Source organism: Mumia sp. (genome assembly GCF_028803055.1).
Classification (GTDB): domain Bacteria; phylum Actinomycetota; class Actinomycetes; order Propionibacteriales; family Nocardioidaceae; genus Mumia.
Genome location: NZ_JARBCJ010000023.1, coordinates 1 through 25,726 on the forward strand (window position 1 = coordinate 1; position 25,726 = coordinate 25,726).

28 protein-coding genes are annotated in these 25,726 nt (G+C 71.2%); 10 read left to right on the forward strand and 18 right to left on the reverse strand.

Features of this window, described 5'->3' with window-relative positions:
• Positions 1 to 132: 132 nt before the first annotated feature.
• Genes PV363_RS04095 through PV363_RS04110 form a run of 4 tightly spaced genes read right to left on the reverse strand, consistent with a single transcriptional unit; the run spans position 133 to position 4,313 of the window.
• On the reverse strand, positions 133 to 669 hold the full coding sequence (locus PV363_RS04095; protein WP_301021732.1) for a nitroreductase family protein: 537 nt from the start codon (positions 667 to 669) through the stop codon (positions 133 to 135).
• 41 nt (positions 670 to 710) lie between these two features.
• The gene (locus PV363_RS04100; RefSeq protein WP_301021733.1) at positions 711 to 2,138 is read right to left on the reverse strand and encodes a VWA domain-containing protein; all 1,428 of its coding nucleotides are present in this window, start codon (positions 2,136 to 2,138) and stop codon (positions 711 to 713) included.
• Positions 2,135 to 3,013: a MoxR family ATPase gene (locus PV363_RS04105; RefSeq protein ID WP_220341652.1), complete on the reverse strand. Its 879-nt coding sequence runs from the start codon at positions 3,011 to 3,013 to the stop codon at positions 2,135 to 2,137. Before PV363_RS04105 ends, PV363_RS04100 begins: the two co-directional genes overlap by 4 nt.
• Positions 3,014 to 3,038: 25 nt before the next feature.
• Positions 3,039 to 4,313 carry a DUF445 domain-containing protein gene (locus PV363_RS04110; protein ID WP_301021734.1) on the reverse strand — a complete coding sequence of 425 codons (1,275 nt, stop codon included), beginning with the start codon at positions 4,311 to 4,313 and terminating at the stop codon, positions 3,039 to 3,041.
• A gap of 98 nt (positions 4,314 to 4,411) precedes the next feature.
• On the opposite strand from PV363_RS04110, the gene PV363_RS04115 reads away from it, so the two are divergent.
• Genes PV363_RS04115 through hrpA form a run of 3 tightly spaced genes read left to right on the forward strand, consistent with a single transcriptional unit; the run spans position 4,412 to position 10,010 of the window.
• On the forward strand, positions 4,412 to 5,308 hold the full coding sequence (locus PV363_RS04115; RefSeq protein ID WP_301021735.1) for a neutral zinc metallopeptidase: 897 nt from the start codon (positions 4,412 to 4,414) through the stop codon (positions 5,306 to 5,308).
• A gap of 12 nt (positions 5,309 to 5,320) precedes the next feature.
• Positions 5,321 to 6,115: a CPBP family intramembrane glutamic endopeptidase gene (locus PV363_RS04120; protein WP_301021736.1), complete on the forward strand. Its 795-nt coding sequence runs from the start codon at positions 5,321 to 5,323 to the stop codon at positions 6,113 to 6,115.
• A 10-nt stretch (positions 6,116 to 6,125) separates the two neighbouring features.
• Complete coding sequence (gene hrpA, locus PV363_RS04125) at positions 6,126 to 10,010, forward strand: ATP-dependent RNA helicase HrpA (RefSeq protein WP_301021737.1); 3,885 nt, start codon at positions 6,126 to 6,128, stop codon at positions 10,008 to 10,010.
• A gap of 6 nt (positions 10,011 to 10,016) precedes the next feature.
• On the opposite strand, the gene PV363_RS04130 is transcribed toward hrpA, so the two are convergent.
• From PV363_RS04130 to PV363_RS04150, 5 genes are all read right to left on the reverse strand, one after another.
• Positions 10,017 to 10,496, reverse strand: a complete 480-nt coding sequence (locus PV363_RS04130) for a hypothetical protein (protein WP_220345070.1) — start codon at positions 10,494 to 10,496, stop codon at positions 10,017 to 10,019.
• Between the two features lie 125 nt (positions 10,497 to 10,621).
• Complete coding sequence (locus PV363_RS04135) at positions 10,622 to 10,990, reverse strand: FKBP-type peptidyl-prolyl cis-trans isomerase (protein WP_220341648.1); 369 nt, start codon at positions 10,988 to 10,990, stop codon at positions 10,622 to 10,624.
• 204 nt (positions 10,991 to 11,194) lie between these two features.
• On the reverse strand, positions 11,195 to 11,674 hold the full coding sequence (locus tag PV363_RS04140) for a MarR family transcriptional regulator (protein WP_220341647.1): 480 nt from the start codon (positions 11,672 to 11,674) through the stop codon (positions 11,195 to 11,197).
• A 137-nt stretch (positions 11,675 to 11,811) separates the two neighbouring features.
• Positions 11,812 to 13,020 carry an acyl-CoA dehydrogenase family protein gene (locus tag PV363_RS04145; protein ID WP_220345069.1) on the reverse strand — a complete coding sequence of 403 codons (1,209 nt, stop codon included), beginning with the start codon at positions 13,018 to 13,020 and terminating at the stop codon, positions 11,812 to 11,814.
• A 27-nt stretch (positions 13,021 to 13,047) separates the two neighbouring features.
• Entirely contained in the window at positions 13,048 to 14,373 is a 1,326-nt protein-coding gene (locus tag PV363_RS04150; RefSeq protein WP_301021738.1) for an acyl-CoA dehydrogenase family protein, read from the reverse strand.
• Between the two features lie 146 nt (positions 14,374 to 14,519).
• On the opposite strand from PV363_RS04150, the gene def reads away from it, so the two are divergent.
• Positions 14,520 to 15,113 carry a peptide deformylase gene (def, locus tag PV363_RS04155; RefSeq protein WP_220341644.1) on the forward strand — a complete coding sequence of 198 codons (594 nt, stop codon included), beginning with the start codon at positions 14,520 to 14,522 and terminating at the stop codon, positions 15,111 to 15,113.
• A 1-nt stretch (position 15,114) separates the two neighbouring features.
• Here the strand turns inward: def and PV363_RS04160 are convergent, their stop codons facing one another.
• A complete protein-coding gene (locus tag PV363_RS04160) occupies positions 15,115 to 15,933 on the reverse strand; it encodes an RNA methyltransferase (protein ID WP_220341643.1) in 819 nt (272 codons plus the stop codon).
• On the reverse strand, positions 15,926 to 16,408 hold the full coding sequence (locus PV363_RS04165) for an NAD(P)-dependent oxidoreductase (protein ID WP_220365165.1): 483 nt from the start codon (positions 16,406 to 16,408) through the stop codon (positions 15,926 to 15,928). Before PV363_RS04165 ends, PV363_RS04160 begins: the two co-directional genes overlap by 8 nt.
• 67 nt (positions 16,409 to 16,475) lie before the next feature.
• On the opposite strand from PV363_RS04165, the gene PV363_RS04170 reads away from it, so the two are divergent.
• Entirely contained in the window at positions 16,476 to 17,000 is a 525-nt protein-coding gene (locus PV363_RS04170) for a YbhB/YbcL family Raf kinase inhibitor-like protein (RefSeq protein ID WP_220341641.1), read from the forward strand.
• Here PV363_RS04170 and PV363_RS04175 read toward each other — a convergent pair.
• From PV363_RS04175 to PV363_RS04190, 4 genes are all read right to left on the reverse strand, one after another.
• Positions 16,954 to 17,619 (reverse strand): hypothetical protein, encoded by a 666-nt coding sequence (locus tag PV363_RS04175; protein WP_220341640.1) that lies wholly within the window; start codon positions 17,617 to 17,619, stop codon positions 16,954 to 16,956. The two genes, PV363_RS04170 and PV363_RS04175, sit on opposite strands and share 47 nt — an antisense overlap.
• An 82-nt stretch (positions 17,620 to 17,701) precedes the next feature.
• Positions 17,702 to 18,913, reverse strand: a complete 1,212-nt coding sequence (locus PV363_RS04180) for an SPFH domain-containing protein (protein WP_220341639.1) — start codon at positions 18,911 to 18,913, stop codon at positions 17,702 to 17,704.
• Positions 18,914 to 18,993: 80 nt separating this feature from the next.
• The gene (locus PV363_RS04185) at positions 18,994 to 19,452 is read right to left on the reverse strand and encodes an NfeD family protein (protein ID WP_220341638.1); all 459 of its coding nucleotides are present in this window, start codon (positions 19,450 to 19,452) and stop codon (positions 18,994 to 18,996) included.
• 65 nt (positions 19,453 to 19,517) lie between these two features.
• Complete coding sequence (locus tag PV363_RS04190; protein ID WP_220341637.1) at positions 19,518 to 20,306, reverse strand: ABC transporter ATP-binding protein; 789 nt, start codon at positions 20,304 to 20,306, stop codon at positions 19,518 to 19,520.
• Positions 20,307 to 20,407: 101 nt separating this feature from the next.
• On the opposite strand from PV363_RS04190, the gene PV363_RS04195 reads away from it, so the two are divergent.
• Both PV363_RS04195 and serB read left to right on the forward strand, forming a co-directional pair.
• Positions 20,408 to 21,163 carry a hypothetical protein gene (locus tag PV363_RS04195; protein WP_220345065.1) on the forward strand — a complete coding sequence of 252 codons (756 nt, stop codon included), beginning with the start codon at positions 20,408 to 20,410 and terminating at the stop codon, positions 21,161 to 21,163.
• Between the two features lie 29 nt (positions 21,164 to 21,192).
• Positions 21,193 to 22,440, forward strand: a complete 1,248-nt coding sequence (gene serB / locus PV363_RS04200) for a phosphoserine phosphatase SerB (RefSeq protein WP_301021739.1) — start codon at positions 21,193 to 21,195, stop codon at positions 22,438 to 22,440.
• Here the strand turns inward: serB and PV363_RS04205 are convergent.
• Both PV363_RS04205 and PV363_RS04210 read right to left on the reverse strand, forming a co-directional pair.
• Positions 22,416 to 22,925 carry a histidine phosphatase family protein gene (locus PV363_RS04205; RefSeq protein WP_220341634.1) on the reverse strand — a complete coding sequence of 170 codons (510 nt, stop codon included), beginning with the start codon at positions 22,923 to 22,925 and terminating at the stop codon, positions 22,416 to 22,418. The genes serB and PV363_RS04205 overlap by 25 nt on opposite strands.
• Before the next feature lie 3 nt (positions 22,926 to 22,928).
• A complete protein-coding gene (locus tag PV363_RS04210) occupies positions 22,929 to 23,144 on the reverse strand; it encodes a dodecin (RefSeq protein ID WP_220341633.1) in 216 nt (71 codons plus the stop codon).
• Positions 23,145 to 23,186: 42 nt separating this feature from the next.
• Here PV363_RS04210 and PV363_RS04215 point away from each other — a divergent pair, with 42 nt between their 5' ends.
• Together PV363_RS04215 and PV363_RS04220 are read left to right on the forward strand one after the other, a co-directional pair.
• Positions 23,187 to 23,531: a DUF3099 domain-containing protein gene (locus PV363_RS04215; protein WP_220341632.1), complete on the forward strand. Its 345-nt coding sequence runs from the start codon at positions 23,187 to 23,189 to the stop codon at positions 23,529 to 23,531.
• Entirely contained in the window at positions 23,518 to 23,739 is a 222-nt protein-coding gene (locus PV363_RS04220) for an acetone carboxylase (RefSeq protein ID WP_220341631.1), read from the forward strand. Before PV363_RS04215 ends, PV363_RS04220 begins: the two co-directional genes overlap by 14 nt.
• Here the strand turns inward: PV363_RS04220 and moaA are convergent.
• The gene (moaA, locus tag PV363_RS04225) at positions 23,736 to 24,770 is read right to left on the reverse strand and encodes a GTP 3',8-cyclase MoaA (RefSeq protein ID WP_220341630.1); all 1,035 of its coding nucleotides are present in this window, start codon (positions 24,768 to 24,770) and stop codon (positions 23,736 to 23,738) included. The two genes, PV363_RS04220 and moaA, sit on opposite strands and share 4 nt — an antisense overlap.
• A 69-nt stretch (positions 24,771 to 24,839) precedes the next feature.
• On the opposite strand from moaA, the gene PV363_RS04230 reads away from it, so the two are divergent.
• The coding region (locus PV363_RS04230; protein WP_301021740.1) for an SURF1 family protein at positions 24,840 to 25,726 on the forward strand (887 nt) is incomplete at its 3' end.

Genomic DNA, 25,726 nt, shown 5'->3' on the forward strand with positions numbered 1-25,726 from the left:
GACCGACCTGTCGGGCCGCTCGCTGCAGCGGATGTCGGAGTACAACGCGGCGAAGTCGGCGCTGGTCTACGAGATCTACGAGCACGCGTTCCTCGCCGACGTCGACCATCCCCACGATCCGCAGCCGATCGACTAGGCCGTCCCGTCGCTGCGCAGCTCGCCGATGGTCCGGCGCGTCCGCTCCGTGGAGGGGTCCGGCTCGCCGAGACCGATCGCCGTCATCGTGAGCACGCGCCACCCCGGTGCCACCTCGAGCGAGGCTTCGAGCGCCTCCAGGCCGAAGGCACGGAACTGACGGCACGCCAAGCCCATCGCGTGCGCCTGGATCGTCATGTGCGCGACCGCCTGACCCAGGTCGTACTCGGCGAACTCGGAGTACTGCAGGCCGCTCTCGCCCACCTCGTGACGGGCGAGGTTGACGACGAGCGCACTGGCGTCCGGCGCCCAGCGTCGCGAGCTCGTGGCCAGGTGCTCGACGAGCAGGTCGTGCCCGGCCTCGTAGCGGCGGCGGAGGTGGAACGCCCAGGGCTGGGAGTTTCCGGCCGACGGCGCCCACCGCGCCGCTTCGAGCAGCGCCTCCACGTCGAGGTCGGAGAGCGTGTGGCTCCGGTCGAACGCCATCGGGCTGAACCGTTCACGCAGCGCAGGGAGGATCTCCGGCGGTCGCACCTCTGTCTCCTCTCTGCCGCGTGGCACCTCGGGTCGTAGGGCTAGACCGGCAGCAGCCGGCCGACGAGCCGCGAGAGCTGATCGACGGTGCGGCACTCGTGCATGTCGACGATCTGCGCGTACGCCGGCGCGACCGAGTCGCCCAGCCCCCACCGGCTCTCGTGCTCGGGATTGAGCCAGAACGTGCGGCGGGCACGAGCCACCACGTCACGCAGCGCGTCTAGGTCCGGATCCAGGTTGTTGGTGCGGGCGTCCCCCAGGATCAGCACGCTCGTACGGGGACCGACGACGTTGCCGTACCGGCTGACGAACGAACGCAGCGCCCGCCCGTAGTCGCTCGAGGGGTGCCAGGGCGCGACGTTCGCGCTCGACGAGATGCGCTCAGCCAAAGCCGCCGGGTCCGACTCCCCGGAGGTGACGAGCTCGGTGACCTCGTCGGTGTGGTTGACGAACGCGAACACGCGCACCTTGCTGAACTGGTCGCGCAACGCCTGCACCAGAAGCATCGTGAACCCAGCGAACCCCGCCACCGACCCCGACACGTCGCAGAGCAGCACCAGCTCGGGCCGGGCCTTGCGCCGGTGCTCGAAGACCGGTTGCAGCGGCACCCCGCCGTACGACATCGACCGCCGCAGCGTCCGCCGGATGTCGACCTGACCGCGGTTGCGGCGCCGTCGTCGCGCCGACAGACGCGTGGCCAGGCGCCGCGCGAGCGGCTGCACGGCGCGGCGCAGCTCCAGCACCTGCGCCCGGTTGGCGGCGAGGAACTCGACCTGGCTGGCGTCGGGCCGGACGGCATAGCGCGCGACCCGCTCGCGTCCTCGGACCTCGGCCGTACGACGGCTGGCCTCGGACTGGACGAGCTCACGGAAACGCTCGACGTCGCGGCGCACCTCGTCACGGTCGAGCCGCTCGGCGAAGCCCTCGGTGCTCCCCCGTCGTGCCAGCGCCCTCACGATCGCGGTCTGCGGGCGCAGCTGCTCGAGGGTCTGGCGCGCCGACCAGCCGGATCCTGCCATGCCGGGACCGTCCGCACCCTGGACCGCCCCGAGCGCGTCGACCGCGGCCGCGGCGACCTCGTCCAGCGCCCCGCCACTCCCCCGCGCCAGGGCGTCGACGAGATCCTCACGAAGCTCCGCAACCGTCGGCGGCTCGGACGAGCGGTCCTCGCCGGCACCGGTCGCGCGGGTCTGCGTCTCCTCACGCACCGACTCGCGCCCACCGACGCCGACCGGGAAGTAGACGTCGAAGACGGCGTCGAACACCCGACGCTGCCCCGACCGCCGCAGCAACGCCGCGGCGAGCCCTTCACGCAGGAGGGCACGGTCGGCGAGCGACAGCACCTCCATCACCCGGGCGGCGTCGACGGTCTCGCTGGTGCCCACGACCATGCCGTGGCCGCGCAGCGACTCCACCATCGCGACGAGCCGCCCAGGGAGTGAGCCGGTCTCTCCCGACCCGACGCTCATCTGCGCCCGTCCGCCTCGTCGAGCTGCAGGTGCGCCCTTGCACGGGCGACGTCGTCGGTGTGCTTCAGCAGGACGCCCAGCGTCTCGTCCACGACCGCCTCGTCGAGCGAGTCCGCGCCGAGTGCGAGGAGCGTCCGGGCCCAGTCGATGGTCTCCGACACCGACGGCGCCTTGCGCAGGTCGATCCGCCGGAGGGCGTTGACGACCCTCACCAGTGACACCGCGAGCGCCTCGTCGACGGCGGGGACGCGCGTCCGGACGATCCGCTCCTCGAGCTCCGGCTCGGGGAAGTCGATGTGCAGGAAGAGGCACCGCCGCCGGAGCGCCTCACTGAGCTCCCGCGTCGCGTTGGAGGTGAGCACCGTGAACGGCGCGTGACGGGCGGTGAGAGTCCCCAGCTCAGGCACCGTGATCGCGTAGTCGCTGAGCACCTCCAGGAGGAGGCCCTCGATCTCGAGGTCGGCCTTGTCGACCTCGTCGATCAGCAGGGTGCTCGGCTCGTCGGAACGGATGGCCTGGAGCAGGGGTCGAGCGAGCAGGAACTCGTCGGTGAAGATGTCGTCGCGGGTCGCGTCCCAGGTCTCGCCGCGACCGGCGGTGATGCGCAGCAGCTGCTTGGCGTGGTTCCACTCGTAGAGGGCCCGGGCCTCGTCGACGCCCTCGTAGCACTGCAGCCGCACCAGCCCGGCTCCCGTCGCCCCGGCCACGGCGCGGGCCAGCTCGGTCTTGCCGACGCCCGCGGGGCCCTCGACGAGCAGCGGCTTGTCGAGCCGGTCGGCGAGGAAGACGGTGGTCGCGACGGACGTGGACGCGAGATAGCCGAGGGCAGCGAGCCGCTCGGTCACGTCGTCGACGGAGGAGAAGCGTTCGCTCACCCGCTCACCCTACGTGGGTCGCCGGTCAGAGCAGCTGCGAGACCGCGTGGATGGTGACGCCCGCCAGAGCGCCGACCACGGTGCCGTTGATCCGGATGAACTGCAGGTCGCGGCCGACGTGCAGCTCGATCTTGCGGGACGCTTCCTTGCCGTCCCAGCGGTTCACCGTCTCCGAGATCACCGTGGCGATCTCGCTGCCGTAGTTGGTGACGACGAACGCCGCGGTGTCGCTCATCATGCGGTCCAGGCGAGCCTGGAGCTCGGGCTCGGCGGCGACGCGCTCGCCCGTCTCGCACAGGAGCGCGACCATGCGGGTGCGCAGCATGCCCGCGGACTCGTCGAGCGAGTCGAGGAGGGCGTGCCGCAGCCCGCTCCACAGCGCCACCGCCACGTCGACGACCTGCGGCTGGGACAGGATCCGCTCCTTGAGGGCCTCGGCCCGGGCCTGGGTGTCCGGATCCTGCTCCAGGTCGCCGGCGAGCGAGACAAGGAAGGCGTCGAGCGACTGCCGGACGCTGTGGTCGGGGTCGGTACGGACGTCGTCGACCCACGACAGAGCCTCGCGATACATCCGGGTGGAGATCCTTCCGTCCACCCAGTGCGGGGTCCACCAGGGGGCCCGCTCGGCGACCATGCCCTCGACGGTCTCCTGGTTGTCGACGAGCCAGCGGTGCATCTCCTCCGCCGCGATGTCGACCAGCCCGTGATGGGCGCCGTCGCGGACGATCTCGCCGAGGGCCTGGCCGACGGCGGGGCTGAGCTGCTCAGCCTTGAGGCGGGGCACGATGACCTCGCGGACGATGGCCGCCACGTCGTCGTCGCTGATGCGCGACAGCCCGTCACGCAGGACCCGCGACCCGATGTCGACGATGCGCCGAGCGTGGACCGGATCGGCGAGCCAGCTGCCGACGCGCAGGCTGATCCGTGCTGCCTCGACGCGCTCGCGGACCACCGGCTCGTTGAGGAAGTTGTCAGAGACGAACTCCTGGAGGCTCTCGCCGAGCGCATCCTTGCGGCGTGGGATCAGGGCCGTGTGCGGGATCGGGAGGCCCATGGGGTGCTTGAAGATCGCCGTCACCGCGAACCAGTCCGCGATCGCGCCCACCATCGCCGCCTCGGCGCCGGCGTTGACGTAGCCCAGCGCGCCCGACTCGCCGTGCGTCAGCGCATAGATCACCGCCGCCACGACCAGCAGCCCGGTGGCGAGCGTGCGCATGCGACGCAACCCGCGTCGACGCACCTCGTCCGAACCCCCGAGAGATGACGGCACGGTGAAGCCGACGGTGCTCAACTCGCTCACCGCTGCACTGTAGCCGGGGCGGTCCCGCCCGGTCCGATGGCGGGGAAGCCCTCCCCCGGCGACCGGATCGTACGGCCGCCCGGCCCTACACTCCGACCATGACGTTCAACGAAGGCGCCAGTCTCGACACGAGCCAGGTGCGCAGCGGCGGTTCCAACCGGGGTGGCGCGCTCATCGGCGGTGGTGCGGGTTCGATCATCCTGTTCCTCATCGCGACCTTCCTCGGGGTCAACCCGTTCGACCAGGGCGGTTCGGCGGGCGCCTTCGACACGTCTCAGGTCCAGCAGTCCGGCACGCAGGCCGACTTCTCCGAGTGCAAGACCGGGGCCGATGCGAACCGCGACGACACGTGCCGCGTGATCGGCACCGTGAACAGCGTCCAGGACTACTGGCGTGACGCGCTCCCGGCCGACGCGAACCGCCAGTACCGCGACGCGTACACCGTCCTCTACTCCGGTCAGACCCAGTCGGCCTGCGGCGCCGCGAGCAGTGACGTCGGGCCGTTCTACTGCCCGTCCGACGAGCAGGTCTACATCGACACGTCGTTCTTCGACGACCTCACGACGCGGTTCGGCGCCGACGACGGTGCGCTGGCCCAGATGTACGTCGTGGCCCACGAGTACGGTCACCACGTCCAGAACCTGCTCGGCGTCCTCAAGTACTCCCAGGAGGACCCGCAGGGCGCGAAGTCGGGCGCGGTCCGGGTCGAGCTCATGGCCGACTGCCTCGCAGGCGTCTGGGCCAACCATGCAGCGACGACCCAGGACGAGCAGGGCACCACCCTCATCAAGCCGCTCACGAAGGCCGACATCGCGTCTGCGCTGTCGGCCGCCGCAGCGGTGGGTGACGATCGCATCCAGAAGTCGGCCACCGGCCGCGTCGACCCGGAGAGCTGGACCCACGGCTCGGCCGAGCAGCGTCAGCGCTGGTTCATGACCGGATACGAGAAGGGCGACGTCAACTCCTGCGACACGCTGTCCGCGCGCAGGCTGTGACGCCGTGATGCCGTGACGCTCACGTTCCCCGGACCCCTGGTCCCGGCTCCCGACCCCGTTGCGGCGCCGCAGAAGCGGCTGCTGAGCACCGAGGTCTGGATCGTCCTGCTGCTGTCGCTGCTGCAGTCGGCGGTCTACGCCACGGTCTCCCTGGTGGCGAAGCTGACGCGTGGACCGCTGGCCGACCAGTCGGCGACACTCAACTCGTCTCGGAGCGACCGGCCCTGGCTCGACCTGACCTACCAGCTCCTCGGCATCGGCTTCGCCCTGGTTCCGGTCGCACTGGTCCTCTATCTCCTCGTGCGCTCGAGCGACGCTCCCCGTCGCGTCCTCGGCATCGGACGAGGCACAGCCGCAGGTGACGCCGGCTGGGGCGTCGGGCTCGCCGCGCTCATCGGGGTCCCCGGGCTCGGCCTCTACTTCGTGGGCCGGGAGCTCGGGATCACCGCGACCATCGTGCCCAGCGGTCTCGACGAGCACTGGTGGCGCGTGCCGGTGCTGATCCTCTCCGCCCTCATGAACTCGGTGCTGGAGGAGGTCATCGTCGTCGGATACCTCATGTGGCGGCTGACCCAGCTGGGGTGGAACCGGTGGTCGGTGCTCGCGGCCAGCGCTGCCCTCCGAGCCTCGTACCACCTCTATCAGGGGATCGGGCCGGCGATCGGCAACGCGGTGATGGGTATCGTGTTCGGGTACTGGTACCAGCGGACAGGGCGCATCGTGCCGCTGGTGATCGCCCACGCGGTGATCGACATCGTCGCGTTCGTCGGGTACGCCCTGCTCAAGGACGCACTCGACCTTCCCTAGGGGTTCTCGGATGACCGTCGGCGAGCTGCGCACGCGGCTGCGCGAGGTGACGCTGCGCGACGAGCGACGGCTCCGGCGACGGCTCGACCGCGCAGCGTCCCAGCGCGACGCCGCTCGACGCACCGAGCAGCTCGCCGACGTCGAGAAGGACGTGGCCGCGGCGGAGGCACGGGCGGCCGCTCGCCGGGCGTCGGTCCCCGACCTCGACTTCCCGCCCGAGCTGCCGGTCACCGAGCGTCGTGACGACATCGCGGCCGCCATCGCCGACCACCAGGTCGTCGTCGTCGCCGGCGCCACCGGCTCCGGCAAGACGACCCAGCTGCCCAAGATCCTGCTCGGCCTCGGTCGCGGTGTCCGCGGGACCATCGCACACACCCAGCCCCGCCGCATCGCCGCCCGCAGCGTCGCCGCCCGGATCGCGGAGGAGACCCGGACGACGCTCGGCGAGACCGTCGGGTACGCCGTCCGGTTCGACGACCGCTCCGGTCCCAGCACGCTCGTCCGGGTGATGACCGACGGTGTCCTCCTGGCCGAGATCCACGACGACCCGATGCTGCTCCGCTACGACACGATCGTGGTCGACGAGGCGCACGAGCGGTCCTTGACCATCGACTTCCTGCTCGGCTACCTCCGTCGACTCCTCCCCCGTCGTCCCGACCTCAAGGTCGTCATCACCTCCGCGACCATCGACCCCGAGCGCTTCGCGGCCCACTTCGCGGCGCCCGACGGCAGCCCCGCACCGATCATCGAGGTGAGCGGACGGACGTACCCGGTCGAGGTCCGCTACCGTCCGCCCTCGGAGCGCGCCGACGCCGGATCAGGCGACGTCCTCGCCGCGATCGGCGACGCCGTCGACGAGCTGGGCCGGGAGTCCGACGGCGACGTCCTCGTCTTCCTCTCCGGGGAGCGCGAGATCCGCGACACCGCCGACATGCTCCGCGAGCGCAAGCTCCGCCGCACCGAGATCCTCCCGTTGTACGGCCGGCTGTCCGCGGCCGAGCAGCACAAGGTCTTCGAGCCCCACACCGGGCGCCGGATCGTACTCGCCACCAACGTGGCCGAGACGTCGCTGACGGTCCCCGGCATCCGCTACGTCGTCGACCCCGGGACTGCCCGCATCTCCCGCTACAGCCAGCGTCTCAAGGTGCAGCGGCTGCCGATCGAGCCGATCTCCCAGGCCAGCGCGAGCCAGCGGGCCGGCCGTTCCGGGCGCACGTCGGACGGCATCTGCATCCGGCTCTACTCGGAGGAGGACTTCGCGTCGCGTCCGGAGTTCACCGACCCGGAGATCCTGCGGACCAACCTCGCGTCGGTGCTGCTGCAGATGGCCTCGCTCGACCTGGGGCCGGTCGAGGACTTCCCGTTCCTCGACCCGCCCGACCGCCGCGCGGTGCGCGACGGCGTCGGCCTCCTCGAGGAGCTCGGGGCGCTGAGCGACGGCGCACGGGGCATGCGGAGCTCGCTCACCACCGTCGGGCGACAGGTCGCCGCGTTCCCGCTCGATCCCCGGCTGGCGCGGATGCTGGTCGCCGCCTCGTCGTACGGGGTGCTGCGCGAGATGCTCGTCATCGTCTCGGCGCTGTCCATCCAGGACCCGCGCGAACGCCCGCTCGAGGCGCAGCAGCAGGCCGACACCAAGCATGCGCGGTTCGCCGACCCGACCTCGGACTTCCTCGCCTATCTGAACCTGTGGAACTACCTCCGCGAGCAGCGCCGTGAGCTGTCCGGCAACGCCTTCCGCCGGACGGTGCGCGAGGAGTACCTGCACTACGTCCGCATCCGCGAGTGGCAGGACGTGCACGCGATGCTGCGCGACCAGTGCCGTGGTCTCGGACTCGACCTGGGCCAGTCCGACGGACCTCCTGCCGACCCCGACCGCATCCACGCGGCGGCGCTCGCCGGGCTGCTGTCGCACATCGGCCTGCGCGAGGGCGAGACCCGTGACTACCTCGGCGCCCGCAACGGCAGGTTCGCGATCTTCCCCGGATCAGGGCTCGCCAAGAAGCCGCCCCAGTGGGTCGTCGCTGCCGAGCTCGTCGAGACGTCGCGGCTGTGGGCCCGCACCGTCGCCAAGGTCGAGCCCGCGTGGATCGAGCGGGAGGGCGCCCACCTTCTCAAGCGCACCTACTCCGAGCCGCACTGGTCGCGGCGCCGAGGGGCGGTCATGGCGCACGAGCGGGTCACCCTGTACGGCGTGCCGGTCGTCGCCGACCGGCTGGTCTCGTACGGGCCGATCGACCGGGAGGTGGCGCGCGAGCTCTTCATCCGGCACGCGCTGGTGCAGGGCGAGTGGAGCACGCACCACGCCTTCTGGACCCACAACGCCGAGGTCATCGCCGAGATCGAGGGCCTGGAGGACCGGGTCCGCCGACGCGACATCCGCGTCGACGACGAGACCCTGTTCGCGTTCTACGACAACCGGGTCGGGCCCGACGTCGTCTCGGTGCGCCACTTCGACACGTGGTGGAAGAAGGCGCGACGACGCACGCCCGACCTCCTCGACCTCACTCCCGACGACCTCGTGCGCGACGACGCCGGTGACGTGGCGCTCGAGGCGTACCCCACGACGTGGGAGTCCGCGGGCATCGACCTGCCGCTCTCGTACGCCTTCGAGCCCGAGAGCGACGTCGACGGTGTCACGGTCGACGTCCCGCTCGAGCGGCTCGCCGATCTCGACGAGACGGCCTTCCTGTGGGGTGTCCCCGGCTACCGCCAGGAGCTCGTGACGGCACTGCTGCGCGGGCTCCCCAAGGACGTACGACGGCGGCTCGTGCCCGCACCGGATGTGGCCCGCCGGCTGCTGGCGCTCCCCCTGGACACGACGCTCCCGGTGGCGGAGGCGATGTCGGCAGGCATCCGGACCCTCAACGGCGATGTCGTCGCGCCCGGCACGTTCGATCTCGCCTCGCTCCCCCGGCACCTGAGAGTCACGTTCCGGGTGCGGGACGGCGAGGCGGAGATCGCCCGCGGCAAGGATCTGGACGCGCTGCGAGCCGAGTTGCGCCCCCGCCTCGGCCGTACGATCTCCGCGGCCTCGAGCAACCTCGAGCGCACCGGCATCATGGCGTGGGACCTCGGCACGATCCCGACCGAGGTGACGTCGGTGAGCCGCGGGCACGAGGTCACGGCCTACCCGGCGCTCGTCGACCGCGGCACCCACGTCGACCTCCGGGTCTTCGCCTCCGCCCGGCACGCCGAGATCGCGACGCGGCAGGGCGTACGCCGTCTGCTGGCGTTGAACGTCCCGTCGCCGGCCGCGCAGGTGTCGAAGGACCTCGGGACCCGCACCCTGCTGGTGCTGGCCGGTTCGCCGTACCGCAGCACGTCCCTGCTGATGGCCGACTGCGTCCTGGCAGGGATCGACGCGGTCACCGGCCGTGCTGTCGTCCGCGACGCCGAGACGTTCGGGCTGCTGCGTGAGCAGGTGCGTTCCGAGCTGTACGCCCAGACCTCGGCCGTGGCGCGTGAGGTGGAGCGGGTGATCTCCGACCTGGGATCCCTGCGGTCCGAGCTCGACGAGGCCCGCCGGACCAAGCCGGAGATCGTGCGCGACGTCGAGGTGCAGCTGTCGTGGCTGGTCTTCGACGGGTTCGTGTCCGAGACCGGGCTCGAGCAGCTGCGTCACGTGCCTCGCTATCTCCGTGCCGCCGCGTTCCGGGTCCAGCACGCGACGGACCGCGGCGAGGAGGAGAACCGCCACATCGTCCAGGACCTCGAGGCACGGTTCTATGAGGCGGTCGAAGCGCTTCCTGACATCGAGCGGCAGTCCGACGCGGTGGCGGCGGCTCGCTGGGCACTCGAAGAGCTGCGGGTCAGCCTCTTCGCGCAGCGTCTGCGTACCGCGGCCTCGGTCTCACCGAAGCGGGTCACGAAGCTCATCTCCGCCCTGAGGTGAGGCACCTCAGCCGATCGCGACCGACTCCTCCGAGTACGGCGAGGCGACCGGTGCCAGGGTGCCCAACGGCTCGGTGAGGGGAACGGAGGTGGTGGCGGCCTTCACGGTGCCCGGCTCGCAGTCGTCCTGGCGCCCGATCACGATCGTCACCTGGAGCTGAGTCTTGGTGCGACGCTGCGCGAATCCGGCCAGCTTCTCGCACGTCGCGTCGCTCGCCTCGTACGTGACGTCGACGGCCCGGGCGTCGGGCCGGCCGGTGACGGAGGTGACCTTCGCGGTGCGGTAGGACTCCCACGAGGTGTCGATCATCGTCAGGCCGCGCAGCTCTCCGAGACTCCCGAGGGTCGGGGCCGCGGGGGTGGCGGGCCCTGGCGCCGGCACGGGCTCCTCGGTCTCCGAGCACCCCGCGAGGGCGATCACCGACACCGTCGCAGCGGACAGTGCGAGGGCGGCACGACGCCGCGAACGTCCCGAGAAGGTGTTCATCGCTCCTACCGTACCGGGGCCTTCAGTTCGACCCGCGCCGGCTCGGCCACGCTGCGACCAGCGTCGCGCACCGGGTGAGGCCCGGTCGGGCGCCGCGACGGCGCCCGACCAGGGAAGACGTCTGCTCAGCCGACGCCGAGCAGGTCGATCACGAAGATCAGCGGCTCGCCGGACAGCGGGTGACCGCCGCCTGCGGCGCCGTACGCCTTGTGCGGCGGGATGGTGAGCTGACGGCGCCCACCGACCTTCATCCCGGGGATGCCCTCCTGCCATCCCTGGATCAGACCCTGCAGCGGGAACCGGATCGACTCGCCGCGGTTCCACGACGCGTCGAACTCCGCGCCGTCACGGAACTTCACGCCGACGTAGTGCACGGTCACGTAGTCGCCGGGCTTGGCCTCGGCGCCGGTGCCCTCCACGATGTCGAGGATGTCGAGGTCCTCCGGCTCGTCGCCCTCGGGGAACTCGATGACTGGCTTCTCGAGATTGCTCATTCCCCTACCCTCCCAGATCCTCGGCACTCTGGCGCCCGGCGGTGCGGCCCCACCCCGCGACGCCCCACCCCGCGACGCCCTACCCGCGACGCCCCCGCGATTCGGTGAGGAGATCGGGCTCGTACGGCACGAACGTCCCGATCTCCTCACCGAATCGCCGTCGGGGCCGGCGCGAGGAGGGCGGGGCGAGCGTACGGCGGGCGGCTACTCCGTGGGAGCTTCGAGCCCGGTGTTGAGGCGGCCCAACAATGACGCGAGGGTGTCGAGGTCGTCCTCGGTCCAGTCGGCGATCGCCCGGGCGAGTCGCGCCCGTCGAGTCGCGCGCACCTCCGCCAGCCGCTCTCGCGCCACCTCGGTGAGGGAGATGAGCCTGGCCCGACCGTCCGTCGGGTCCGGCACGCGCTCCACGAGTCCGAGCTGCTCCAGCTGGGCAATCCCCCGGCTGACCGTCGACTTGTGCACGCTCACCGCATCGGCGAGGTCGGAACCGCGGACTCCGTGCCCACCACCTGGCCGCGCATCGACGATGGCCACGAGCAGCATGTAGGACGCGAAGTCCAGGTCAGGGTGGATCCGGTTGATGGTGCCCAGCCCGCGCAGGCGAGAGCGGCGTAGCAGACGGGTGACCTCGTACTCGACGTCGTGCTCGACGCCGGCAAACGCCTGATCGGGGATCGTCGTCATAGCGCAAGCTCCGGTTCGGTGCAGGGAGGCGACCACGTCCGCCGGGCAGGTTGCCCGCACGGTCAGGGCCCAGCGTATCCGCCCGGACCGGTCACGCGGACCCAGATGACCGCGTGACCGGTCCGGGCACGATCACCTCAGCGCAGCTCCGTCGACGTCAGGCCCAGCACGCGACGCGCGATGATGAGCTGCTGGATCTGCTGCGTGCCCTCGAAGATGTCGAGGATCTTGGAGTCGCGCGCCCACTTCTCGAGGAGCTCGTCCTCCGAGTAGCCCAACGTGCCCACCAGCTCCACACAGCGCAGCGTGACCTGGTTGCAGACGCGCCCGGCCTTCGCCTTGGCCATCGACGCCTCGAGGGAGTTGGGCAGGCGGTTGTCGGCCATCCACGCCGCGGTGAGCATGAGGAGATGCGCAGCCTCCCAGTCGGCCTCCATCTGGAGGTACGCCGCCGCGGCGGCCGACTGGGCGAGCACCGGCCGGTCGTAGTCGATGTCGACCCCCGCGTCCTCGAGGATCTCGCGGGTGCGTTCGAGCGCCGCACGCGCGCACCCCACGGCCATCGCCGCCACCAGCGGCCGGGTGTTGTCGAAGGTCTGCATGACCCCGGCGAACCCCTTGTCGGTGTGCACCTCGGGGTCGCCGAGCAGGTTCTCGGCGGGCACACGGCAGTTGTCGAGCATGATGGTGGCGGTGTCCGACGCCTTGATGCCGAGCTTGTGCTCCAGCCGCTCGACCCGGATGCCCGGCAGCGACTTCGGCACCACGAACGACTTGATCGCCGCCCGCCCCAGCGCCTTGTCGAGCGTCGCCCACACGACCACCGCGTCGCTGCGCTCGCCGGAGGTGACGTAGATCTTCTCCCCGTTGAGGACGTAGACGTCCCCGTCCTTGGTCGCGGTCGTCGTGATCGCGGCCGAGTCCGAGCCGCAGCCGGGCTCGGTGATCGCCATCGACGCCCACATGCCCTTGAAGCGCTCGAGCTGCTCGTCGGTGGCGACCGAGGCGATCGCGGAGTTGCCGAGCCCTTGGCGCGGCAGCGACAGGGTGAGCCCGACGTCACCCCAGCAGGTCTCGGCGACCGACAGGACGGAGGCCATGTTGGAGCCGTTGCGGACCGCCGTGCCGGTCTCCGCGGCGCGGCGCACCCCGGCGGCCCCGGCGCCCTGGCCCTCGCCGGAGTCGCCCATGCCGTCGACGACGGCGGCGAGCATGTCGAGCTCCTTGGGATACTCGTGCTCGGCAAGGTCGTACTTGCGGGAGTTGGCCCGCATGAACTCGGCAGCGACCCGATGGGCCTGCGCGACGAACCCGCGGAACTTGCTGGGCGTCTCGAGATTGATCATCTGCTCTTGTCTCCTCCTGGCAGCCCCTCAGACGAGGAGGCCGCCCTCCATGACGCCGACCGCACGCAGGTCGCGGTACCACCGCTCGACCGGGTGCTCCTTGGTGAAGCCGTGACCGCCGAGGAGCTGCACCCCGTCGGTGCCGATCTTCATGCCGTACTCCGTGCACAGACGGCGCGACAGCGCCGCCTCGCGGGCGAACGACCGGCCGAGGTCGGCGCGGGAGGCCGCACGCAACGTCGCCAGGCGTGCGCCTTCGAGCTCGGTCGCCATGTCCGCCACCATGAACGCCACGCTCTGACGGTGGGCGACGGGCTCGCCGAACGCCTTGCGCTCCTTGACGTACGGGATCACGTAGTCGAGCACGGCGCGCATGGCGCCGATGGCCAGGCTGCTCCACGCGATCCGGGCAAGGCGGACGCTGTCGGCGTACGAGGTGATGCTCTCGGGCAGCAGGGCCTCGGCCGGCACGGTCACGCCGTCGAGGACGAGTCGCGACAGTGCGGCCGCTCGCAGGCCCATCGACGGGTCGGTCTCGATGGTGATGCCCGGGGTGCTCGACTCGAGCACGAACAGCGCCGGCCGCCCGTCGTCGGTCGTCGCGGCCACCACGAAGAGCTCGGCAGACGCTCCCCGGATCACCCCCGACTTCACGCCGTCCAGCACGAAGCCGCCGCCAGGCACCGAGCGTGCGGTCGTCCGCGGTCCGAACGGGTCGAACAGCGCCCGCGGCTCGGCCACGGCGAGCGCGGCAGCCGGGACGTCGGAGCCGGTGAACGCCGGCAGGTACGTCGCCTGCTGGGTGCTGTCGCCCCACAACCCGATCGCCGTCGCCACCGATCCCGGCGCGAGGAGACTGGCAGCGATCCCCATGTCGCCACGGCCGAGCGCCTCGGCCACCAGAGCGCCCGTCGTGGCAGAGCGCTCCGCGGCGAGTCCTCCGAGGTCCTCCGGGAGACCGGTCAGCGTGAGCCCGAGCTCGTACGCCTGGGTGAAGAGGTCGGCGGGCGTGTCGAGGGCCGTCTCGGCCTTCTCGACCGCGGGGATGACGACCTCCCTGGCGAACTCGGCGACGACGTCGACCATCATCTGCTGGTCCTCGGTCGGCGTGAGATCGAAGACGCCGGTGGTGGGCGCCGCCGTGGGGCGCACCGGTGCGCCGCGTCCGGGCACTCGTCGGAAGCCCCGGCTCACGGCGCCTGCCGTGCGGAAGCCGACGCGCGCCCCGTGGTAGGCCACCTGCTCGGAGGGGTGGCGGAGGTTGAGTCGGTCGAGCACCGGCATCGAGGCGATCCGGTTGAGGACGGCGAGACCCTTGCTCATGGGGTCTCGGCGCGTCGAGTGCGCTGTCACAGCGTCTCCTCGTGGTCGGAAAGGCAGAACCTGTGACGCCCACTGTAACTGTGAGTTGCAACCTCGCGCATCCATCCTGAAGAACAAGGTCGGATACCCTGCCCTGGTCAGCCCGTCGGCCGAAGTTCCGTGCGAAGGAGCCCCTGTTGCCCGTCTCCCTGCCCTCCGGAGGAACGGTACGTCCGATCACCCGTTGGGGTGAGCCCGTGATGCACCGCAAGCTCGCACCGGTGACCTCGTACGACGCCGACCTCGAGCAGCTGGTCGCCGACATGTTCGCGACGATGTACGCGGCCGAGGGTGCAGGGCTCGCGGCGAACCAGATCGGCGTGGACCTCCAGGTGTTCGTCTTCGACTGCACCGACGGTGACAACAAGCGGGTGGCCGGCGTCGTCTGCAACCCGGTCCTGACCCTCCCCGAGCCCGGCGACCGCAACCTCGACGACAGCGAGGAGGGCTGCCTCTCCCTTCCCGGTGCCTACTCGTACTGCGCCCGGCCCGACTGGTCGCGCGTCGAGGGCACCGACCACACCGGCGCGCCGGTCACCTACGTCGGCGAGGGCGGCACGCTCGCGCGCTGCCTCCAGCACGAGACCGATCACCTGATGGGCACGGTCTTCGGCGACCGTGTCCCGGCGCGGGCCCGCAAGAAGCTCTTCAAGCAGGCCGAGGCGATCGCGGAGGACTACCCCGCCGACTGGCCCGCCGTCGCGCGCGTCACCTCGGCGCACGACCTCTGACCTAGCCGACCGCAGGTCCGGCCAACGCCCAGCAGGCGACCGCCGTCGCGGCTGCGACGTTGAGCGAGTCGATGTCGGCGGCCATCGGGATCGTCACGCGTACGTCGGCGCTGCGGCTCCAGTGCGGTGACAGGCCGTCGCCCTCGGCGCCGACGAGGAGCGCGATCTTCTCCCCCGGGTCGGCCGGCGCCACGTCGCGCAGGTCTCGAGCGTCCTCGGCGAGCGTCATCGCGAGACTGGTCCAGCCGAGCGACCGAAGCAGCTCCGGGAACCCGTACCAGTCGTCGACCCGGGCGTACGGCAGCCAGAACACCGACCCCATCGACACCTTGACGGCTCGACGGTAGAGCGGGTCGGCGCACCGTGGGGACAGGATCACCGCGTCGAAGCCGAGGGCCGCGACGCTGCGGAACACCGCGCCGACGTTGGTGTGGTCCATGAGGTCCTCGGCGACGACCACACGGCGGGCGTTCGCCAGGACCTCCTCGACCGGGGGCACCGGCTTCCGGTCCAGGCTCGCGAGCGCACCCCGGTGGACGTGGAAGCCGGTCACCCGCTCGATCTCCGCCTCCGGCATGACGAAGACCGGCGCGTCGGTGGTGTCGAGCACGTCGGAGAGCGTCTCCAGCCACCGCGGCGCCATCAGAAACGAGCGTGCTTGGTGGCCGGACTCCACCGCTCGCCGGACCACCTTCTCCCCCTCGGCGATGAAGACTCCGCGCTCGGACTCGAGCAGCTTGCGCAGCTGCACGTCGCGGAGGTCGACGTAGTCCCTCAGCCGAGCGTCTGCCGGGTCGTCGACGGCGACGACCTCAGCCATCGGCGCCGTCTCGCAGGGAGTCGAGCAGCCGGTCGCGCGTCCGCGCCGACCGAGCCGGGTCACGGTTGGAGAGGACCGCGACCGTCGTCTGGTGCACGTGCCCGACCGCGGGAGTCCACGCGGTGCCGAGGGGGGCGTCGTCCGCGCGCACGCAGAAGATCCGCGCCTCGGTCGCCTCGTCGACGACGGCGGCGTTCACCGCCGGCCGGTCCGTCGAGGCCATCGCGTACCACGCGCCGGCCAGATCCCCCGTCTCGTACTCCCGCTCCACGAGGGCGATCTCGCCCCGTGACGCCGCCTCGCGGACGACCGGGTCGACCTTGGGCGACACGACCGTCACGGCGGCCCCCGCGTCGAGGAACGCGGGCAGACGGCGCGCGGCGACGTGGCCACCCCCGACCACGACCACCCGCCGACCGGCGAGGATCAGCCCTGAGGGGTATGGCGGGTGCGGCAGTCCGGGTCCGTGGCTCACAGCTCGATGCTAACCAGGTCCCTTCGCGATACCGTCCGGTGGAGATCCCCTACTCGAAGGAGTGCCGATGATCCTCGACCGACCGGTGGCGCCGAACCCGTACGACTACCTTCCGCCCGTCCCGTCCTTCACCGTCACGAGCACCGAGATCTCCGACGGAGACGCACTCGACGAGGCGCAGGTCTACGACGCGGGCAACCGTTCGCCGCAGCTGTCGTGGGAGGGATTCCCGGACACCACCAAGGGCTTCGTGGTCACCTGCTTCGATCCCGACGCACCGACGCCGTCAGGGTTCTGGCACTGGGTGCTCGTCGACGTCCCGGGCGACGTACGGTCGCTGGAGACCGGAGCCGGCTCCGGCGGGATCCTCCCCGCCGGAGCGTTCCACGTCCGCAACGACTTCGGGACGTCCGACTACGCGGGAGCGGCGCCCCCGCAGGGCGACATGCCGCACCGCTACTACTTCGTCGTCCACGCGATCGGCGAGGAGCGCCTCGGCGTGGACGAGAACGCCACGCCGGCCGTCGTCTCGTTCAACCTCGCGTTCAAGACACTGGCGCGGGCGACACTTCTCGGGACGTTCCAGCACTGATCAGCTGCTCGCAGTCGTCGATGGCGTCGGAGAGCATCCGCCGGAGGACGGTGTCGGAGTCGGTGCTGACCGACCGTACGACGCCGTCGACGCTGTTGAGCACGATCCGCGGCGCGGCGCGCCTCGAGAAGTGCTTCGGGTGGGTAGTGAGCCCGCGACGGAACCCGCGCGCCCACTGCTCCGCTGCGGGCGCCTGCGCGAACGCGTCGGCCGTCAGTCCGTCGAGCTCCTCGGGGAGCACCATGTCGATGTCCTCGAGATAGCGCTCCACCGCGAGCAGGCCCACTGCGAGCGCCCGCTGGTGCGCCCGTGGTGACAGCGGCAGCGCGATCGCCGCGGCCCGGACACAGATCGCCGCGTGGATCCTCGGATCTGGACTGTTCAGCCCGACCACCTTGGGCACCAGCTCGACCATCGACGTACGAGTGTCGTCGGTGACGTTGTCGTTGACGAGCCGGGCGAGCCCGGCCAGGAGCGGGTGGGTGCAGGCCGGTTGGTCGCTCCACTTCTCACCGGCCAGGTACGACGCGAACTCCATGAAGCACGCCCCTTTTCGGGGGTTCCGGTGCTTCCCCGGTGACAGGACCGGGACGAGCTCGGGGACGCTGCTGGACCTCATGGCGGCCTCCTGGGGAGGAGCTGAACGGGACTTTGTCCCAGTGTGCGCCTGATCACCCGGTGGCGCTACTGCTGAGCCCCGCTCACTGTCGTCCCGTGGACCCGTCTTCCCAGATCTTGGTGGTGTCGTCCTCCCAGCCGGCAGCGCTCTCACCCTGCACGGCGTCCGGAGTCGGCGCGTCCTGGGCCGGCGCCTCGGGAGCCGGCACGTCCTGGGCCGGCGCCTCGGGTCCGTCGGAGAGTACCCGTGGCGGGACATCCGGAGCGGAGGCTTCCTTGGCGGCCTCGAGCGCCTCGCTGACGGCGCGGTGGGCCTCCGAGAGGTTGGGCCGAGCACTGGCGTCGGTGACCGGCTCGTCGTAGGACACGCGGGTCTTGGGTCCGTCGACGGCCGTCGGGATCTGACCGACTGCTGCTCCGAGCCCCTTGAGGGCGTCACCGACCTCGCTGGGGATGATCCACAGCTTGTTGGCGTCGCCCTGAGCGATCGCGGGCAGCATCTGGAGGTACTGGTAGGCGAGCAGCGACTGGTCGGGCTGGCCGTCGTGGATCGCCTGGAAGACGGTGGCGATCGCCTGGGCCTCGCCCTGCGCGGTCAAGATCTGCGACTCCCGCTTGGCCTGGGCGCTGAGGATCTGACCCTCGCGGTCGCCCTCGGCGCGCAGGATCTGCGACTGCTTCTCGCCCTCGGCCGTGAGGATCGCGGCCTGCCGGCTGCCCTCGGCCTGGAGGATCGCGGCGCGCTTGTCGCGGTCGGCCCGCATCTGCTTCTCCATCGAGTCCTTGATGGACGGCGGCGGATCGACTCCCTTGAGCTCGACACGGTTGACCCGGATGCCCCACTTGCCGGTCGCTTCGTCGAGGACGCCACGGAGCTTGGTGTTGATCTCGTCGCGGCTGGTGAGGGTCTGCTCGAGCGTCATGCCGCCGATGATGTTGCGCAGCGTGGTCATGGTCAGCTGCTCGATCGCCTGGATGTAGTTGGCGATCTCGTACGTCGCGGCGATGGGGTTGGTGACCTGGAAGTAGATGACCGTGTCGATCGAGACGACCAGGTTGTCCTCGGTGATCACCGGCTGCGGCGGGAACGACACGACCTGCTCGCGAAGGTCGATCTTGAACGACACCTTGTCGACGAACGGCGTGATGACGTTGAGCCCCGCATTGAGCGTCGTCTTGTACTTGCCGAACCGCTCCACGATCCCTGCCCGGGCCTGCGGCACGATCTGGATGGACTTCGCGAGCGCCACGACGACGGCGATCACGAGCAGTGCCAGGACGATCAGGGCTGCCATGCTGTTTCGTTCCTTGCTCTTCGAGGACCCGTGACCCGGAGACTAGCGCAGACCCGAACACAACCGAAGCCGGCTCCTGGCTACGCCTCGGGGTAGACGACGGCGGTCGCGCCGTCGATCTCGAAGACGGCGACGCGTGCGCCCTCCTCGATGACGACCGCAGGGTCGTAGGACCGCGCAGACCACGTCTCTCCCCCGATCTTGACCTGCCCGGTGGCGGCGTCGACAGGCGTCAGCGCGACCGCGCTGGTGCCGATGAGGGCCTTGGTGCCGGTGGCGAGCTCCGGCCCGCGGTGGAGGTGCCTGACGATCGAAGGCCGCGCCAGCAGCAGCATCGCGAGCGAGACGGCCGTGGCCACCAGGGCGGAGACCGCGAACGGCGCCCCGACGGCAGCGGCGAAAGCACCGGAGAACGCGCCCACCGCGAGCATCAGCAGCACGAGGTCGAGGCTCAGCAGCTCGGCCGTCGCCAGCAGAAGACCGGCGCCCAGCCAGCCGGCCCACCCGTTGTCGGCCAGCCAGTTCCAGAACGCGTCCATAACAGGACTCTATCGGGCGCGCGGGTGATTCCGGCGGTTCCCGCGACCTGAGGGCAAGACGACGGTCAGCGAGGCGCGCGACGAGCGGCGTACCGACCGTCGCGGACCTCGAGGATCAGCGGCATCTGGAAGGTGATCGTCAAGTTCTGCGCGGTCAGCGTCTCCTCGATCGGCCCCTTCGCGGTGACCTTGCCGTCGCGCAGCATGAGGACGTGCGTGAAGCCCGGCGGGATCTCCTCGACGTGGTGCGACACGAGGACGAGCACCGGCGCCTCGGGGTCGCGCGCGAGCTTGCCGAGGTTGGAGACCAGATCCTCGCGTCCGCCGAGGTCGAGACCGGCAGCAGGCTCGTCGAGCAGGAGCAGCTCGGGATCGGTCATCAGCGCGCGGGCGATCAGGACACGCTTGCGCTCGCCCTCGCTCAGCGTGCCGAAGGTGCGTCCCGCCAGTCCGTCCACACCCATCAGCCGCAGCAGCAGCATGGCCTGGGCCTCGTCGAACTCCTCGTACTCCTCCCGCCAACGACCGGTCATGCCGTACGAAGCGGTCAGCACGGCGTCGAGGACGCGCTCACCACGGGGGATGCGTTCGGCGACCGCCGCGCTCGTGTAGCCGATGCGGTGACGCAGCTCGAAGACGTCGACCGCGCCGAGGACCTCCTCCAGCACCGTCGCCACGCCGGACGACGGATGGATCTGCGTCGAGGCGATCTGAAGCATGGTCGTCTTGCCGGCGCCGTTGGGTCCGATGACCACCCAGCGTTCGCCCTCACGGACGGTCCAGCTGACGTCGTCGAGCAACGTGGCGGTGCCGCGTCGTACGGAGACGTCGGCGAGCTCGAGCACGGGCGCCATGCACTACTCCTGGCCGTTCTGGGGTGGGCGTCCCAAACCTACGGCACCCGTCGTCGCAGTGCCTGACGCGGGTTACCACCTGACGTCCTAGGCTCGTCGTCGTGCCTCCTCTGACCCGCTCCGCGCGCTGGGTGTGCTGGTTCAACTCCTGGCTCGCCGGCGCCGCGCCGCTCGAGACCGCGGTCGACTCCGTGCGCGCCGAGGACGCCGCCCACCACGTGCTCGCGGACACCGACGGACCCGTCTCCCCCGGGGGCGACGCCACCCCGGTGGCGGAGACCTTGCTGCTCGCGTGGGGCGCCTTGCGCCGTGCCGGGGCCACGGGCGCCAGCCTCGCGCTCCCCGCGCCGGGAGACCCGTACGGACTGGCCGGGCCGGCGGCGTTCACCGCCGCCGCCACCGATGCCGGCGAGGCCGTGGTCGTGGAGGGCGCCGGTGTCGGCCTCGTGCCGGAGGTCGTCGGGAGCGGCGTCTTCTGGCACTTGTACGAGGCCCGTCCCGTCTCCCCCACTGCGGGGGTCGCCGAGGCCTCGCGCGAGCTGCGGACCGAGCTCGCGACGGCCGCCGACGAGCTGCTGTCACTCGACGTCGCCCGATGGCGCCCCGAGGTGCGTGAGGCCCTCTCCGACATCAGGGACGTGGCCGCGCCCTCCCTGGCGCCGGGGTACGACCCGCGAGCAGCGCAGCTGACCGCGACCGCCCTGCGGTGCCTGGCGATCGCCGAGCTCGCCGAGGACACCGACTCCGCGGCGGTCACCGCCTGGGAGTCCGACACCCGCGCGGTCCACCTGCGGGCGCTCGCGCGGGCCGCGCGGCACGCGCTGGTGGTGGCGTGCAGCGCGGGTCGACCCCGCTGACCGCACGCACGATGGCCTAATCTCGTGCCGTGAACGCGCCTGTCCCCACGCCGACCGCGCCGCTCGACGCTCCCACGGTCTCCGTGACGCTGCTGGGCCGTGACCACGCCGGCGTCACCGCTCGTCTCTTCGAGGTCGTCGCGCCGTACGACGTCGAGGTCATCGACGTGGAGCAGATCGTGCTGCGGGGCCGGCTCGTGCTCGCGGTGCTGCTCACCGAGCCCGCGGACCGCGAGGCGTTCGAGCGGTCGGTGGCCGACGTCGCGTCCGAGCTCGACATGGACCACGACGTGTCGTACGGGCAGGGTGACAACCGCGGGCGCCGCCGGGGCCGTAGCCACGTCACCGTCCTCGGCGCCCCTCTGCTTCCCAGCCAGTTCTCCGCGGTGACGGCTCAGATCGCCGCCGCGGGCGGCAACATCGACCGGATCGTCCGGATGGCGCGCTACCCGGTGACCGCGATCGACCTCGACGTCTCCGGCGCCGCACCCGAGGCCCTGCGCCGTGCCCTCGCCCTGGAGGCGGCGCGTCAGGGGGTCGACGTGGCGGTGCAGCCGCTCGGCATCCACCAGCACGCCCAAAGGCTCGTCGTCATGGACGTCGACTCCACCCTCATCCAGGGCGAGGTGATCGAGATGATCGCCGCCTATGCGGGGTGCGAGAAGGAGGTCGCCGAGGTGACGGCGGCGGCGATGCGCGGCGAGCTCGACTTCGCCGACTCCCTGCGCGAGCGCGTTGCCCTCCTCGAAGGCGTGGACGTCTCCGTGCTCGGAGCCGTCTACGAGTCGATCCAGCTGGCGCCCGGCGCTCGGACGATGATCCGGACGCTCAAGCGGCTCGGCTACCGCTTCGCCCTGGTCTCCGGCGGCTTCACGCAGATCATCGACACCCTCGCCGCCGACCTGGGGATCGACTACTGGGCCGCCAACACGCTCGAGGTCCGCGACGGCCGTCTGACGGGCCGCGTCGCCGGCCCGGTGATCGATCGGGCCGGCAAGGCTGCGGCGTTGCGGCGGTTCGCGGAGCAGGCGGGCATCACGGTCGCGAACACCGTCGCGATCGGCGACGGCGCCAACGATCTGGACATGCTCGCCGAGGCCGGGCTCGGCATCGCGTTCAACGCCAAGCCCGCCGTGCGGGACGCGGCTGACGCGTCGCTGTCGGTCCCCTACCTCGATGCGATCGTCTTCCTCCTCGGCATCACCCGCGAGGAGATCGAGGCCGCCGACGCCGAGGTCGCCGAGACCGACCCTCAGCCCGGAGACGGCGCCAGGTAGTCCTCCAGCCGCATGGTCCGCGGGTCGATGTCGGCCCACTCGCCGTCGTACGTCATCACTGCCGCCGCCGCGGTCGGGAAGCCCCGATCCCCATAGGCCGTCCACGCGGCGTTGCGGGTCCCGTCGTGCAGCATCCACACGAGATCGCCCATCGCCGGGTTGTGCCCGACGACGATCACCGTGACCGGCGCGTCGTCGAGGATCCGGACCTCCTGGAGGACCCCGTGCGCGCTCGCCTCGTAGAGCGCACCCGGGTACGTCACGTGGTCCTCACCCAGGCCGAGGGAGCGGTTGAGCTCCTCGAACGTCTCCCGCGTCCGCACCGCCGGCGAGACCAGAGCCCTCGTCGTCCCGGTGACGAAGTCGGCGAGCTGCTCGCCGCGTCGGCGCGCGTCCGCGCGCCCGCGCGTTGTCAGCGCCCGAGCGGCGTCTGACGGCGCGGATCCCTCGGCCTTCGCGTGCCGGACCACGACGAGCTGCTTCACCGCCTACTCGTCGTCCTCGAGGCGGAACCCGATCTTGAGAGTCACCTGGTAGTGCTCGACCTGGTCTCCCTCGATATGGCCGCGGATCCCTTCGACCTCGAACCAGTCCAGGTGGCGCAAGGTTCGGGAAGCGCGCGAGATGCCGTTGGTGATGGCCTCGGTCACGCTCTCGGACGAGGTGCCGACGATCTCGGTGATGCGGTAGGTGCGGTTCGTCATGCTGCCCATCATGCCGCTGATCGGCTGGCGTACCGTGGGGGGATGGAGGATCGTCACGACGACCCGGTCGCCATCACGACCGCCCAGGTCGGACGCAGCGAGGAGCTTCGCCACCGGCAGAACCGCTATCTGGTGTCGATGCTGATCCGTACGGTCTGCTTCATCATGGCCGTCGTGGTCACCGGCTGGGCTCGGTGGGTCTTCATCGCCGGAGCCCTGATCCTGCCCTACGTCGCCGTCGTCTTCGCCAACACCGCGCGCCGCAGACCGACCGACCAGGCCGACGTCGTCCGCCCGGAGCCGATCGGCGAGCTCGGGACCGGCCCCGTGACGAAGCCCGCCGCCGACGACTCCTCCCCCGAGACAGGACGCGATGACCGAGACTGACCCCGCCGCCGACGCGCCCCTCATCTGCTCGGCGAAGGGTTGCGAGAGTCCCGCGCAGCATGCACTGCTGTGGAACAACCCCAAGATCCACACGTCCGACCGGCGCAAGACCTGGCTGGCGTGCGACGAGCACGAGGCGTCCCTGCGTCAGTTCTTGTCCGCCCGTGGGTTCTGGAAAGAGACCCAGCCGCTCTCGGACGGCCTCTAGCCGCCGATCGCCGACATCGGGCGGCTGGGCTGCAGGAAGTCGACGTCGTCGATCCCGTGGCCGGGCAGCTTGGTCCACAGCGCGGCACGCCAACGGTCGGCGATCTCCGTGTCCGACGCCCCTCCCCGCAACGCCGCTCGAAGGTCTGACTCCTCGCGGGCGAACAGGCAGTTGCGGACCTGACCGTCGGCGGTCAGGCGTACGCGGTCGCAGTCTCCGCAGAACGGTCGCGTGACCGACGCGATGATGCCGACCGTGGCCGGTCCGCCGTCGACGAGGAACTCCTCGGCGGGAGCGGAGCCGCGCTCGCGGTCGGCCGGCGACAGCTCGAAGTGCGGCGCGAGGCGCTCGAAGATCTCGTCGGCGGTGACCATCGAGCCGCGGTCCCACCCGTGCTGGGCGTCGAGCGGCATCTGCTCGATGAAGCGCAGCCGGTATCCGCGCTCGAGGCACCACGCGAGTAGCTCCGGTGCCTGGTCGTCGTTGATGTCGCGCAGCAGCACGGCGTTGACCTTGACCGGAGCCATCCCGGCCGCCTGGGCTGCCGCCAGCCCAGCAAGGACGTCCGCGTGCCGCTTGCGCCGGGTGATCCGCTCGAACGTCTCCGGCCGGATCGTGTCGAGGCTGATGTTGACGCGGTCGAGCCCGGCGGCCGCCAGCGCCTGCGCCGTGTGCTTGAGCCCGAGACCGTTCGACGTCAGCGAGACCGTCGGCGACGGGGAGAGCGCCTTGGTCGCCGAGACGATGTCTACCAACCCGCGGCGGAGCAGGGGCTCACCTCCCGTGAACCTGACGTCGGTGATGCCGAGCTGCTCCACGCCGATCGTGACCAGGCGGACGACCTCGTCGTCGGTCAGCGTCTCCGCCGTCGGCATCCAGTCGAGGCCCTCGGCCGGCATGCAGTACTGGCACCGCAGGTTGCAGCGATCGGTCAGCGACACCCGGAGGTCGGTCGCGACGCGTCCATGTCGGTCGGCGAGCCCTCCTCGGGTCTCGTCCGGGGCGTGCTGCACGACGGAGTCGGCGGTCATGCCGTCAGTCTAGGCAGGACAACGGCCCTCCCGCCCGGGGCGCGTGGACCAGTTCGCTACCGTCGTGTTGTGTACAGGTTCCTGCTGACGCGACGTTGGATCGCCTTCGCGCTCTTCGTCGCGCTCCTCTCCGGGGTCTGTATCTGGCTGGGATTCTGGCAGTTCGGCAGGGGGGACCTGCGTGAGGCCCGCAACGAGCTGACCCGGCACAACATGGTCTCGACCCCCGTCGCGCCCGACGAGCTGGCGACCAGCGACCCCGACGCGTCGCAGCAGCACGAGTGGCGGCGGGTCGAGGTGACCGGGACGTACGACACCGACGCGCAGGTCGTGGTCAAGTACCGCACCCGCGAGCAGCGCGGGCCCGGCGTCGACGTCGTCACCCCGCTGCGGACCGATGACGGTCGCGCACTGCTCGTCGAGCGCGGGTGGGTGCCGTCGGCCAACACGACGGGCGCCGAGGTCGACATCCCGGAGCCTCCTGCCGGCGAGGTGACCGTCCTGGGCTGGTGGCGGGCCGACGACCACGTGCCCCTGTCGGCGACCCAGCCCGACGAGGGCCAGGTCCGCGCCATCTCGACTCTCGGGATGGGGCAGGCGCTCGACTATCCGTTGTACGAGGGCGGCTATCTGGCGCTCGAGGAGCAGAAGCCGGCCACCGACGGGTTCGTCGCCCCCGAGGGGCCCGAGCTCGGCAGCGGGCCGCACTTCTTCTACGGCGTGCAGTGGTGGTTCTTCGCGGCCCTGGCCCTCGGCGGGTTCGGGTGGTTCGCCTGGGCCGAGGCCCACCCGCGTGGCCCGCGCAGGGCCGGTCACGCCAGACCGGGCCAGCGTTCGGTGCCCGCGGCGCGGGCCGGCGCCGCGCGCGCGGCGGCGGGCCCCGCCGGCGGCCGCCGGCCGCCGGCCCCCCCCGCCGCCGAGCGCGCGGCGGGGGCCCCCCGCGACCCGCCGCCGCA

Excerpts from the sequence above, each read along its gene's own strand:
- PV363_RS04100 (WP_301021733.1), bottom strand. The coding sequence starts at position 2,138 with ATGAGCGTCGGGTCGGGAGAGACCGGCTCACTCCCTGGGCGGCTCGTC.
- PV363_RS04115 (WP_301021735.1), top strand. The coding sequence starts at position 4,412 with ATGACGTTCAACGAAGGCGCCAGTCTCGACACGAGCCAGGTGCGCAGC.
- hrpA (WP_301021737.1), top strand. The coding sequence starts at position 6,126 with ATGACCGTCGGCGAGCTGCGCACGCGGCTGCGCGAGGTGACGCTGCGC.
- PV363_RS04130 (WP_220345070.1), bottom strand. The coding sequence starts at position 10,496 with ATGAACACCTTCTCGGGACGTTCGCGGCGTCGTGCCGCCCTCGCACTG.
- PV363_RS04135 (WP_220341648.1), bottom strand. The coding sequence starts at position 10,990 with ATGAGCAATCTCGAGAAGCCAGTCATCGAGTTCCCCGAGGGCGACGAG.
- PV363_RS04140 (WP_220341647.1), bottom strand. The coding sequence starts at position 11,674 with ATGACGACGATCCCCGATCAGGCGTTTGCCGGCGTCGAGCACGACGTC.
- PV363_RS04145 (WP_220345069.1), bottom strand. The coding sequence starts at position 13,020 with ATGATCAATCTCGAGACGCCCAGCAAGTTCCGCGGGTTCGTCGCGCAG.
- PV363_RS04160 (WP_220341643.1), bottom strand. The coding sequence starts at position 15,933 with ATGGCTGAGGTCGTCGCCGTCGACGACCCGGCAGACGCTCGGCTGAGG.
- PV363_RS04170 (WP_220341641.1), top strand. The coding sequence starts at position 16,476 with ATGATCCTCGACCGACCGGTGGCGCCGAACCCGTACGACTACCTTCCG.
- PV363_RS04175 (WP_220341640.1), bottom strand. The coding sequence starts at position 17,619 with ATGAGGTCCAGCAGCGTCCCCGAGCTCGTCCCGGTCCTGTCACCGGGG.
- PV363_RS04180 (WP_220341639.1), bottom strand. The coding sequence starts at position 18,913 with ATGGCAGCCCTGATCGTCCTGGCACTGCTCGTGATCGCCGTCGTCGTG.
- PV363_RS04185 (WP_220341638.1), bottom strand. The coding sequence starts at position 19,452 with ATGGACGCGTTCTGGAACTGGCTGGCCGACAACGGGTGGGCCGGCTGG.
- PV363_RS04190 (WP_220341637.1), bottom strand. The coding sequence starts at position 20,306 with ATGGCGCCCGTGCTCGAGCTCGCCGACGTCTCCGTACGACGCGGCACC.
- PV363_RS04210 (WP_220341633.1), bottom strand. The coding sequence starts at position 23,144 with ATGACGAACCGCACCTACCGCATCACCGAGATCGTCGGCACCTCGTCC.
- PV363_RS04215 (WP_220341632.1), top strand. The coding sequence starts at position 23,187 with ATGGAGGATCGTCACGACGACCCGGTCGCCATCACGACCGCCCAGGTC.
- PV363_RS04220 (WP_220341631.1), top strand. The coding sequence starts at position 23,518 with ATGACCGAGACTGACCCCGCCGCCGACGCGCCCCTCATCTGCTCGGCG.
- moaA (WP_220341630.1), bottom strand. The coding sequence starts at position 24,770 with ATGACCGCCGACTCCGTCGTGCAGCACGCCCCGGACGAGACCCGAGGA.